Genomic DNA, 11918 nt, shown 5'->3' with positions numbered 1-11918 from the left:
ATTTGACGGAGGGATATGCCGGATGGATATGATGTTCACGATGGAAGAGCTTGTAGCCGAGCTGAATCAATACAATTATCACTACTATACACTGGATGCTCCGCAGATCAGCGACAAGGAATATGATGTACTCTACGATAAACTGGTAGCGCTGGAAGCGGAGAGCGGAATTGTATTGCCGCATTCCCCGACTCAGCGGGTAGGCGGGGAGCTGCTGAAGGGCTTCACACCGCACCGCCATCTGGCACCGCTGTGGAGTCTGGACAAGGCGCAGAATATTGAACAGCTCCGTACTTGGAACACCCGTGTGCTGAAGCTGGTGAATGATTATAATACCAAGAACCCGGAGAATCCGCTGCCGGAGCCGTGTTATGCCGTAGAGCTGAAGTTCGACGGCCTGACGCTGAACCTGACCTATCGTGATGGGGCGCTTGTACAAGCAGCTACCCGTGGCAACGGGGTGACAGGTGAGGGAATTCTGGCTCAGGTGAAGACGATCAAGTCCGTTCCGCTGAATATTCCGTTCAAGGAAGGCGTTATTGAAGTGCAGGGCGAGGGGATTATGAACCTGTCGGTACTGGCGGATTATAATACCCGCGCAGCAGAGCCGCTGAAGAATGCACGCAACGGTGCGGCGGGCGCGCTGCGCAACCTGAATCCGAAGATGACTGCCGACCGCAGGCTGAATGCTTTCTTTTATAATGTGGGGTATGCAGAAGGCGTACAGTTCGCCGATCATCAGGAGATGATGGATTTCCTGCGCAGCAACCGGTTTAAGGTTAACCCTTACCTCAACTACTTCAGCAATTTCGATGATGTAACCGAGCAACTGGCAGAGATTGAAGAGAGCCGTTCCGGTCTGGATTATCTGATTGACGGAGCGGTCATTAAGGTTACTGATTTCCGTATTCGTGAAGCGCTGGGTTATACGGATAAGTTCCCGCGATGGGCCGTTGCTTATAAATTCGAGGCGGAAGAGACCACAACCATTCTGGAATCTGTCAGCTGGAATGTCGGACGTACCGGCAAAGTTACTCCGCTCGCACGGGTGGAGGCTGTAGAACTAGCCGGGGTTACGGTGCAGAACTGCACCCTTAACAACGTGGGCGATATTGAGCGCAAGAATCTGAAGTTTGCCTTGGGCACACGGGTGTTCATCCGCCGCTCCAATGATGTCATCCCGGAGATTCTGGGTAAGGTGACAGAAGAGAGTGACGGCGGGGAGATTATCTTCCCCGAAGAGTGTCCGGCCTGCGGGTTCCCGCTGGAGATGCGCGGCGCTCATCTGTTCTGCAACAACAAGCTTGACTGCAAGCCGCAGATTGTCAGCCGGATTACCCATTTTGCCTCCAGAGATGCCATGGATATCGAGACGTTCAGTGAGAAGACAGCGGCTCAGCTGCATGAGGAGCTTAGTGTACGGGAGCCTGCGGATCTGTATGAGCTAACCTTCGACCAGTTGGTGAAGCTGGAGCGGTTCGGAGAGAAGAAGGCGGCGAATCTGCTGAAGGCACTCGAAGACAGCAAAGGCAGAGATCTGGCATCCTTCCTCTATGCACTCGGCATTCCTAATACGGGCAAAGCTACGACAAGAATGCTGGCCGACCATTACCGCAGTCTGGAAGCCGTCATGTCTGCTACAGCGGAGGAACTGGCCGGGTTGCCGGATATCGGGGGGATTGTGGCGGAGAGCATCGTGAATTATTTTGCAGACCCGTTCGTAGTGGTTAGCATCGACCGTATGCGGGCGCTGGGGGTAGAGGCCAAGGCTCCTGAAGCTCCGCGTGTAGTTAATACCAATACCTATTTCAGCGGCAAAACAGTCGTCCTCACCGGTTCCCTGCAAAAAATGACCCGCGAGGAAGCGGCCGAACGTCTGGAGGCTCTGGGGGCGAAGGTATCCGGCAGCGTCTCCAAGAAGACGGATCTGGTTATCGCCGGGGAGAAGGCGGGCAGCAAGCTGGCCAAAGCCCAGCAGCTCGGCATTCAAGTCATTGAGGATGAAGACGAGCTGATCCGGCTGCTAGAAATGTAAGAGAATATATAGGTCCTGTGTTTCCTTTGCTTATGGGCGGAGGGGCGCAGGGCTTTTTTTGATGTATAGGAAATCGAAAAACCGATCACATTGCGGCAAGCGAGGGTGAACGGGTCGGATGTAATCGAAAAACCGATCACATTGCGCCAAGCGAGGGTGAACGGGCGGAATGTAATCGAAAAACCGACCACATTGCGCCAAGCGAGGGCGAAGGGGCAGGATGTAATCGAAAAACCGACCACATTGCGCCAGGCGAGGGCGAACGGGCCGGATGTAATCGAAAAACCGACCACATTGCGCCAAGTGAGGGCGAACGGGCCGGATGTACAGGGGAAGTCACCAGCATTTGTTACCCGGTAGGGTGATTTTGTTATGCAGACGGCTACCCTTCCGCTTTCATGTGAACATTTGATAATTTAATACAACTCCATACTTATTTTGACAGTTAGTTAATCTTTCCAAGGTAAGCTTGGGATTAGAACCGTCACAATGAGGAAGGGGTATATGATGAACAAGTTAATGAGGGGCATGATTTTTGGAGGATTGGCGGCAGCCGTAGTCTCAGGAGCAACCCTTGCAGGTGCGGCCAAGAGCCCGGCTAATTCCGGGGGCGCTGCCAAGGCGCAGTCTAAGAATCTTATCGTTCTGATCGGCGACGGCATGGGCCCGGCCCAAGTGTCTGCGGCAAGATATTTTCAGCAATATACCAAGGGAGTCAAGCACCTGAACCTCGATCCATATTACGTGGGACAAGCTACTACATATGCAGACCGGGGAGAGGACAGCGGTAAAATCGTATCCGGGATCGTCACAGACTCTGCCTCTGCCGGTACTGCATTTGCTACAGGCCATAAAACCTATAACGCGGGCATCAGCGTCTCTAATGAGGATGTCTCAAGACCCTTTGCTTCTATAATCGAAGCTGCGGAGAGCGCGGGCAAGGCCACTGGCCTTGTGACCACTGCCCGTATCACCCATGCCACACCAGCCGTATACGCATCCCATGTCCGTAACCGTGACAATGAATCGGCGATTGCCTCACAGTATCTGGAGAGTGGAGTAGATGTGCTCATGGGCGGCGGGAAGCAGTTCTTCCTGACCAAAGATGAGAAGGGCAAACGTACGGATAAGAACCTGCTGCCTGACTTCAAAGCCAAAGGCTATACGGTCGTTGAGAATACCACAGCCTTAAATACACTCACTTCCAAGAATACCAAGGTGTTAGGCTTGTTCGGCAACTCCCATGTGGCTTATACGCCAGACCGCACTCCGGAAATTCCAAGCCTCTCGGCGATGACCTCCAAAGCACTGAATATTCTGTCCGCCGATAAAGACGGCTTCGTCATGATGATTGAAGGCGGGCGTATCGACCATGCCGGTCATGCCAACGATCTGCCGACTATGGTGCAGGAAGCGCTCGACTTCGACGCAGCCTTCAAGACAGCGGTTGATTTTGCGAAGAAAAACGGCAATACCTCCGTGGTGGTTACTGCTGACCATGAGACAGGCGGTCTCTCACTCTCGCGTGACAATATCTATGAGATCAACATCGATCTGTGGAATAAGCAGAAGCACTCCTCCGAGAGTCTGGCAGCCGATCTTGAAGCCGCGCAGACACCGGAAGAGATCCGCAAGATCGTAACGGCAAACACCTGGATTACAGATCTGACGGATGAAGAAGTTACCCAGATTATGAACGGCGACGGTTCTTCGTACAAACGGGAAGGCGCTTATAATGCAGTGATTTCCAAGCGCCTGCTGGTCGGCTGGTCGGGTCACGGCCACTCTGCGGTGGATGTTGGGGTGTGGGCGTATGGCCCGATTGCTGACAAGGTGAAGGGGCAGATTGATAATACGCAGATCGCAACTATGGGAGCGGGAATACTGGGACTGGATCTGAACAAGCGTTCCGCAGAGCTGCAGTCGAAATATGTTTATCCGAAATTCAAAATCAGCCGCGACAATGAAGTGCTCTATCCGGCTCAGGCTCTGGTGAAGGCGCTTGGAGGAACCTATACAGGGAGCACTTCTGCTGCCAAGCTTACTATTGGAAAGAATACCATCGAGGTCGATCTGACCGGGAAAACAGCGAAGCTGAACAGCAAAGCGGCCGCATACACGGTGGATGTGGATAACAACGTACTCTACCTTCCGCTTAGTGCGTTCAACCAGTTGAAGGGCACGACCTTAACCTGGGATGCGCTGTCCGAACGCATTGTGCTCAGATAGGAGTGGCTCCTATTGCTCCAGATTCAGAATTTGACCAAACAATTCAAAGTGGACGGCAGAGCTGTGCCGATCCTCAATATCCCCCGGTGGAATGTTGAAAAAGGAGATCGTGTAGCCATTACCGGACCCAGCGGGTCCGGTAAAAGCACGCTTTTGCACCTGATCAGCGGCATCATGCGTGCAGACAGCGGCAGAATTACCGTAGACGGACAGCCGCTTCACGAACTGACCGAGGCGAAGCGCGATGCCTTCCGTGCTTCTGCTATCGGCTATGTGCTGCAGGACTTCCATCTGATTCCCTCGCTGACCGCACGGCAGAATGTCGAGATTGCCATGACGGCCCGGCTTACGCAAAAGGAGCGACGGCGCATAGTGGACGGCTGGTTGGAGCAGGTGGGCCTGGGGGGCCGCGGAAGGCATCTGCCTTCCCAGCTCTCACGCGGGCAGCAGCAGCGCGTTGCCATTGTAAGAGCCATGGTCAATCACCCGCCGCTTCTGCTGGCAGATGAACCGACAGGCAGCTTGGACTGGGAGACTGCCGATGAGATATCCTCGCTGCTCCTGGAGCTTAGCGCGGCGCATGGACACACTTTAATCGTGGTAACCCATGACCTCAATATGGCTGAACGGTTTCCACGCCGCTTGAACATTCAGGATATCAATGAAGTGCGGCGGGAGGCATTATCCCGGCAGCGCTCTTCGCTCAGTGGGGTGGACAAGGAGGGGATTTCGCTATGAGTCTGTTCCGGCTCACTCTCCGCAATGTGCTGCACCGGCGGTTCCTGTCTCTGCTTACCGTGTGTGCTGTGGCGATTACAGTTGCCTTTATTGTGTTACTTGTCCTGTCCCGGCAGAGTGTAGAGCAGGGAGCCAAGAAAGGCTATGGCCCCTTTGATCTTGTCATAGGCGCAGCGGGCAGTGAGACACAGCTGGTACTCAATACCTTTTATCATATCGGCGCACCAACCGGGAATATCCCGCTCGCTGTACTGGATGAGGCCCGGCGTGACCCGTCTGTGGAAGCTGCCTTTGCGATGACTACGGGCGACAACTATAAGGGCTATCCGATTGTCGGGATAGATTCCGGGTATTTCTTCACCCGTTACGGTGGCAGCAGACTGCAGGAAGGCAAGATGTATGCCGATACTGGTGATACGATTGTAGGCTCATACGTGGCCCGGTCCCTGGGACTGAAGGTAGGTGATACCTTTGCGGGGGCGCATGGACTTGTGCAGGGAGAAGACCACGAATCCGCAGCGGCTGAGCATGAAGGGGATCATGAGGCCGAAGAAGCAGGAGGACATGCGGCAGCAGAAGATGAGGGAACGGGAGAGCGAGCCGGGCATGCCCATGAGGATTTTCGATACAGGGTAGCGGGTATTCTTCCAGAACTCCATACTCCAGATGACCGGGCGGTCTTTACGACAGTAGACTATGCCTGGGCTGTACACGGGCTGTCCCCTGAGGAACGGGAGATTACGGCGGTGCTGGTTAAGCCGGCCAGTCTGCTGGGGGCCCATGATTTGAAGCAGGCGTTCGATGGCAGCAATGGTGTCCAGGCGGCGTATACCAGCAAGGCCGTGTCCGAGGTGGTGAATGCAGTGGATCAGGGCTCCCGGCTGCTGGGGATGCTGACCGCCATTTGTGTACTTCTTGCAGGTATTGCGATTCTATTATCTCTCGTTGCAGCAGCCTCGGAGCGGACCAAGGATGTCGGAATACTGCGTCTTCTCGGAAAATCACGGGCCTACGTATGGCTCTCCCTAACCACAGAAGGCCTGCTGGTAACAGCAACCGGACTCATCGCGGGGCTTGTGATCGGTCATCTCTGTGCTTTTCTGCTCAAGGACATGCTGTTCTCGCAGGCGGGCATTCAAATCGAGCCCTACCACTGGACAACGGAGCATTGGCTTATTGTGCTTGGGGCGCTGGCTATAGGTTTGCTGTCCTCGCTTGGACCTGCCTTCAGGATGTACCGGATGCATCCGCTCGCCTTGTTCAAATCATAGGAGGTACGTTCAATTGATACGACTACAAGGAAGACTGATTCTGCTGTCGGGAGCTGTGACAGGTATGCTGCTGCTTCAGGCATGTGGCCAGAATACTGCTGCTAATGGGAACGGGGAGTCCTTTGCGGCGGTGGTGGAAGCTCCGCAGAGCACTGAGGAAGTCACGGCGGAGGCTGAGTCGTCCGCATCCCCTTCCCCGCAGGCCCCTGCTCCAGTTGCCGAGGGCGGAGTTGCTGCATCCGCTGCTCCATCCAAAGGTACGGATACCAGGACCAAGGTGACGGTTACGTTCAAGCCGTCTCCATCGCTTACTGCTGCACCTGTTGGAACGGCTACCCGGAAGCCCTCCGGGAAGAATGTAACCATTACGCCGAGTCCGGCCGCCTCTTCTTCTGTACAAAGCCCCCGCCCAGCGGCAGCGTCTAAGGGTACCGGGGGGAGCAGCGCTGAAGCAGAACCCGTCAAGGCTGGATCTGCTCCGGCATTGAGCGTGTCCCCTTCACCGTCACCGTCTGCGGCAGCAGAGGCAGCGTCTACCGTGAGTGCCACCTCCACAGGGAATAAGGCCATAGACTGGAACGGTTTTTTTGACGGAGACGATCAGACCCGGCCCTCAGAGCACTTCTGGGATCTCAGCGGACAGCAGGTTACCATTAAGGGATTCATGGGTGAGGTCCTTTCTTTTGAGAAAAACTGGTTCCTGCTTATTCCCGAACCGGGTGCAGAGTGTCCGTTCGATAATGGGGATGAGACCTACTGGAACAAGATTATGATCGTGTTTGTTCCTGAAGGCAGTAAGCTCCGCTACACCTCAGGTCCGCTGGAAATTTCGGGGCGCCTGGATGTGGGAATCAAGATTGACGAGTCCGGCTACAAAACCATGTTCCGCCTGTACGATGCTTCCTTCAAAAGCCTGTGATCCATGAAGCAAGAACCAAAAAACCTCCAAATCCCGGATTGGGAAAGGAGGTTTTTTCTGAAATAGAGGACAGAAGCTACATTACACCCGCTTCGCACCCGGCAGCCAGGCATCTTTATCGTATCCCCGCTGTTCCCAGTACCCGACATAATCTTCATTGATTAACTCAATGCGGTTCAGCCATTTGACTGATTTATAGGCATACATCTGCGGAGTAACGAGGCGAACCGGCCCGCCGAGCTGATTGGGGATAGGTTTGCCATCGTGCATCACAGCCACCATGATATCGTCCATCCTCGCCTGATCTAGAGTGAGTGAGTCCGTATAGACACCGTCTCCCGAGTAGAACTTGACCATGACGGCCCCAGGCTGCACACCGGCCATATCGAGCAGCTTCGAGAGGGGGAGGCCCTCCCATGTATTTTTGTACACAGACCAGCCTGTTACGCAGTGAAAATCACTGACCTGCACCTCGCGCTGCAGCTTGACGAACTCTTCCCAGTTCCAGCTCAGCTTCTTATCCACCAGGCCATCAATGGTAAAAGACCAGTTGGAGTTGTCGAACGCGGGAATGGCCGTGACCGTATATACGCGAAAGCTGCCCTCGGCTCCCCCGCCGATAGGAGGTGCAGATTCCGCCAGCGGAATAGGATCGGGAACCAATGCATTGGCATTGCTTGCCGCATAGTCGGCTGTGCCGGGAAACTGCAGGGATTTACCGATCCAGCGGACAAAAGTTGGGCCGAGCGTGACAGCAAGCCCTGCGCCTACCGCAACCTTAATGAACCCGCGGCGTGAATACATAGGCTGGGCTTCAGAAGGAGCCGCAGGCCGCGCCCGTCCTGCGGGAGAAGAGGCCTCTTCAACAGGGACAGCTTCTGCCACAATCGTGCGCTTCTTGGGCTCCTTCAGCCACTTCACCCGTGTAATGGAGTGATAGATGATGACTGGCAGGCCGACCCAGGTCAGCAGATCATGAATGAATAACGCAGTATTCGCTGCTCTCGGCCCGGCAAGCCTGAACTGCCAGAGCACAACCCCTGAAATCAGCCAGCCGATCAAAAGCGTCAGCACGAAGAGGACGTTGGCTTTTTGCGCAGGTTTACCCTTGAGCCGCTTCCAGTGCTTCGCCGCCAGGAGCAGATAGTAGACCACAGGGATCAACAGTGCCAGACCGAACACGATATGGCCCCATTTCAGCCACACTCTGCCCTCACCCAGCAGCTCTCTCCAGAAGCCGCCAACCAGCATCAGACCGCTAAGGGCAAGAATTAAGACCAGCCAGGCATTCCACAAGTGAATCGAGACGAGCTTCTTGCCGTATCCTTTGCGAAGGGTTGTAAGTAAGTTTTTCAAGCGCTTAGCCTCCTCTGGTGCCTCCACCTTAGAGTGATTAATTCAAGTTTTAATTAATTGTACCGCAAAAAGTGTCCCTTGAATAATTCTCTGCCGTTATCCAGATTAGAGGATTATTCCGCTGCCCATTCCTCCAGCTTCTTGTCGCCGGGCAGCAGCAGGGCCAGCAGACCGAGCAGCGGCAGGAAGCCGCAGGCCACGAACACCGTGGCTATTCCGATCGTGTCGATCAGATGCCCAATTACGACAGAGCCAATTCCGCCAAGCCCGAAGGCAAGGCCGGTAATCAGACCCGAGACCGTACCGATATTGCCTGGATACAGCATCTGAGCGTAAATCACAGTGACGGAGAAGCTGGATAATAGAATGAACCCGGAGATGATCAGCAGCACGGCCGCCCAGAACTGGTTCACAAAAGGCAGGGCCAGCGCAAAAGGCACCGTCCCGATCATCGACACCAGAATAAGATTGCGGCGGCCGAAGCGGTCTGCCAGCGGGCCCCCGAAGAAGGTGCCGACAGCGCCGGCAGCGAGATAGATGAAGATATAGATCTGAGCCTTATCCAGCGTCATCCCGTATTTGTCCATTAGATAGAAGGCATAATACCCGCCGATGGAGGCGCCGTACCAGGATCGCACGAATACGATGAAGACCAGAATAACCGTTGTAATCAGAATACGTTTGCTGCGGGCAGGGTCGATAGAGCGTGACGCTGACTTTTTGCGGAAGGTGTATCCGGCATCCAGCATCTCTCGGTACCAGCGGGCCACATAGGCCTGGATGGCGACTCCGGCAGCGGCGATAACGGTGAAGCCGAGAGCACCCATCTGACCGAAGGGAATGAATACCCACTTCATTAATAGAGGACCCAAGGCCTGGCCGGCGTTGCCGCCCACCTGAAATATGGATTGCGACAGCCCCTTGCGCTGACCGGCAGCCATATGAGCCACACGCATCCCTTCCGGATGGAACGCAGCTGATCCGAAGCCCACAAGCATTACGGATACAATCACTAATACATAATTACCTGCAAAAGCGAGCAGGAACACCCCGGCAAAGGTACAGCACATCCCCAGCGGGAGCAGGATCGGACGCGGCTTCCGGTCAGCGGCGAAGCCGATAATAGGCTGAATCACCGAAGAGGTGAGATTCAGCGCGAACGCTATCCAGCCGATCTGGGCATAGGAGAGTACCAGGTTATCCTTTAGTACAGGGAACATCGCCGGAATCAGTGCCTGAATGGAATCATTGAATAAATGAACAAAGCTGACAGCAAGCAAAATACGGTAGATGGTAGCCTGCTGCAGATTGCGTGATTCCCCCAGAGGGCCGGGTGGAGCTTGAGGCAGGGTCTTGTTGGACATTTGAACTCCTTTCAGGAACAGTTAATAAATAAGTTATCTTATGGATACGAAGATAAATTCTATTGTAGCGACAAATGAAGTATTATGGGAATCAATTTGTGCAAGGCTGCGGCGAACTATTCATTATTAACTCAAAAAAAGCAGTGCTTAATCCTATTATAAAAAAAGACTTGCAAACGCTTGGAGCGCGTGATATATTATCTCTTGTGCTTATGAGACATCGACGCTGAATTGAGCGGCGGAAGAAAAATAAGTTGACAACAAACGTAATAAAATGATATGATCTAATTCCTGTGCAAGAGACATAACGTTGAAATGCCGGGAGCAAGTTCTTTGAAAACTGAACAAATGGAACGCTTTAATTTTTACAAGATTCATTCAATGAATCGTCAGTTTCAAAATGAGCAATCGCTCTTTCTAAATACCAATTTGGAGAGTTTGATCCTGGCTCAGGACGAACGCTGGCGGCATGCCTAATACATGCAAGTCGAGCGGAGTTTGAAAGGAAGCTTGCTTCCTTTCAAACTTAGCGGCGGACGGGTGAGTAACACGTAGGCAACCTGCCCTCAAGCCTGGGATAACTACCGGAAACGGTAGCTAATACCGGATAATTTCTTTTTTCTCCTGAGGAGAGAATGAAAGGCGGAGCAATCTGCTGCTTGGGGATGGGCCTGCGGCGCATTAGCTAGTTGGTGGGGTAACGGCCCACCAAGGCGACGATGCGTAGCCGACCTGAGAGGGTGAACGGCCACACTGGGACTGAGACACGGCCCAGACTCCTACGGGAGGCAGCAGTAGGGAATCTTCCGCAATGGGCGCAAGCCTGACGGAGCAATGCCGCGTGAGTGATGAAGGTTTTCGGATCGTAAAGCTCTGTTGCCAGGGAAGAACGTCCGGTAGAGTAACTGCTACCGGAGTGACGGTACCTGAGAAGAAAGCCCCGGCTAACTACGTGCCAGCAGCCGCGGTAATACGTAGGGGGCAAGCGTTGTCCGGAATTATTGGGCGTAAAGCGCGCGCAGGCGGTTATTTAAGTCTGGTGTTTAAACCTTGGGCTCAACCTGAGGTCGCACTGGAAACTGGGTGACTTGAGTACAGAAGAGGAAAGTGGAATTCCACGTGTAGCGGTGAAATGCGTAGATATGTGGAGGAACACCAGTGGCGAAGGCGACTTTCTGGGCTGTAACTGACGCTGAGGCGCGAAAGCGTGGGGAGCAAACAGGATTAGATACCCTGGTAGTCCACGCCGTAAACGATGAGTGCTAGGTGTTAGGGGTTTCGATACCCTTGGTGCCGAAGTTAACACAGTAAGCACTCCGCCTGGGGAGTACGGTCGCAAGACTGAAACTCAAAGGAATTGACGGGGACCCGCACAAGCAGTGGAGTATGTGGTTTAATTCGAAGCAACGCGAAGAACCTTACCAGGTCTTGACATCCAACTAACGAAGCAGAGATGCATCAGGTGCCCTTCGGGGAAAGTTGAGACAGGTGGTGCATGGTTGTCGTCAGCTCGTGTCGTGAGATGTTGGGTTAAGTCCCGCAACGAGCGCAACCCTTGACTTTAGTTGCCAGCAGGTGAAGCTGGGCACTCTAGAGTGACTGCCGGTGACAAACCGGAGGAAGGTGGGGATGACGTCAAATCATCATGCCCCTTATGACCTGGGCTACACACGTACTACAATGGCCGGTACAACGGGAAGCGAAGCCGCGAGGTGGAGCCAATCCCAGCAAAGCCGGTCTCAGTTCGGATTGCAGGCTGCAACTCGCCTGCATGAAGTCGGAATTGCTAGTAATCGCGGATCAGCATGCCGCGGTGAATACGTTCCCGGGTCTTGTACACACCGCCCGTCACACCACGAGAGTTTACAACACCCGAAGTCGGTGGGGTAACCCGCAAGGGAGCCAGCCGCCGAAGGTGGGGTAGATGATTGGGGTGAAGTCGTAACAAGGTAGCCGTATCGGAAGGTGCGGCTGGATCACCTCCTTTCTATGGAGAATCGTCTTCT

At 54.1% G+C, this 11918-nt stretch carries 8 protein-coding genes and 1 rRNA gene; 7 read left to right on the top strand and 2 right to left on the bottom strand.

Features of this window, described 5'->3' with window-relative positions:
* Nucleotides 1–22: 22 nt before the first annotated feature.
* The 6 genes from ligA to MKY12_RS28565 all read left to right on the top strand — a co-directional run bounded on the left by ligA (nucleotide 23) and on the right by MKY12_RS28565 (nucleotide 7192).
* Complete coding sequence (ligA, locus tag MKY12_RS28590) at nucleotides 23–2035, top strand: NAD-dependent DNA ligase LigA (RefSeq protein WP_076083548.1); 2013 nt, start codon at nucleotides 23–25, stop codon at nucleotides 2033–2035.
* A 90-nt stretch (nucleotides 2036–2125) separates the two neighbouring features.
* Complete coding sequence (locus MKY12_RS28585; RefSeq protein ID WP_339311779.1) at nucleotides 2126–2395, top strand: hypothetical protein; 270 nt, start codon at nucleotides 2126–2128, stop codon at nucleotides 2393–2395.
* A 129-nt stretch (nucleotides 2396–2524) separates the two neighbouring features.
* Nucleotides 2525–4264: an alkaline phosphatase gene (locus MKY12_RS28580; protein ID WP_339311777.1), complete on the top strand. Its 1740-nt coding sequence runs from the start codon at nucleotides 2525–2527 to the stop codon at nucleotides 4262–4264.
* Nucleotides 4265–4276: 12 nt separating this feature from the next.
* Complete coding sequence (locus MKY12_RS28575; protein WP_339311775.1) at nucleotides 4277–5002, top strand: ABC transporter ATP-binding protein; 726 nt, start codon at nucleotides 4277–4279, stop codon at nucleotides 5000–5002.
* Nucleotides 4999–6273 carry an ABC transporter permease gene (locus tag MKY12_RS28570; RefSeq protein WP_339311773.1) on the top strand — a complete coding sequence of 425 codons (1275 nt, stop codon included), beginning with the start codon at nucleotides 4999–5001 and terminating at the stop codon, nucleotides 6271–6273. The genes MKY12_RS28575 and MKY12_RS28570 overlap by 4 nt, the downstream gene beginning before the upstream one ends.
* 13 nt (nucleotides 6274–6286) lie before the next feature.
* A complete protein-coding gene (locus tag MKY12_RS28565) occupies nucleotides 6287–7192 on the top strand; it encodes a hypothetical protein (protein WP_339311772.1) in 906 nt (301 codons plus the stop codon).
* 81 nt (nucleotides 7193–7273) lie between these two features.
* Here MKY12_RS28565 and MKY12_RS28560 read toward each other — a convergent pair whose 3' ends face one another.
* Together MKY12_RS28560 and MKY12_RS28555 are read right to left on the bottom strand one after the other, a co-directional pair.
* Nucleotides 7274–8548 (bottom strand): molybdopterin-dependent oxidoreductase, encoded by a 1275-nt coding sequence (locus MKY12_RS28560; RefSeq protein ID WP_339311770.1) that lies wholly within the window; start codon nucleotides 8546–8548, stop codon nucleotides 7274–7276.
* Between the two features lie 113 nt (nucleotides 8549–8661).
* Nucleotides 8662–9912: an MFS transporter gene (locus tag MKY12_RS28555; RefSeq protein WP_036721068.1), complete on the bottom strand. Its 1251-nt coding sequence runs from the start codon at nucleotides 9910–9912 to the stop codon at nucleotides 8662–8664.
* A gap of 426 nt (nucleotides 9913–10338) precedes the next feature.
* Here MKY12_RS28555 and MKY12_RS28550 point away from each other — a divergent pair.
* A 16S ribosomal RNA gene (locus tag MKY12_RS28550) occupies nucleotides 10339–11899 on the top strand.
* Nucleotides 11900–11918 lie beyond the last annotated feature (19 nt).

Source organism: Paenibacillus sp. FSL M7-0896 (assembly GCF_037975415.1).
Lineage (GTDB): Bacteria > Bacillota > Bacilli > Paenibacillales > Paenibacillaceae > Paenibacillus_AQ > Paenibacillus_AQ silagei.
The sequence above is the reverse complement of the archived record's forward strand: the minus strand, read 5'-3'. Positions and strand labels throughout refer to the sequence as shown.

What these genes read in the sequence shown, in the direction of transcription:
- ligA (WP_076083548.1), top strand. Translation starts at nt 23, where the DNA reads ATGGATATGATGTTCACGATGGAAGAGCTTGTAGCCGAGCTGAATCAA.
- MKY12_RS28580 (WP_339311777.1), top strand. Translation starts at nt 2,525, where the DNA reads ATGAGGAAGGGGTATATGATGAACAAGTTAATGAGGGGCATGATTTTT.
- MKY12_RS28570 (WP_339311773.1), top strand. Translation starts at nt 4,999, where the DNA reads ATGAGTCTGTTCCGGCTCACTCTCCGCAATGTGCTGCACCGGCGGTTC.
- MKY12_RS28555 (WP_036721068.1), bottom strand. Translation starts at nt 9,912, where the DNA reads ATGTCCAACAAGACCCTGCCTCAAGCTCCACCCGGCCCTCTGGGGGAA.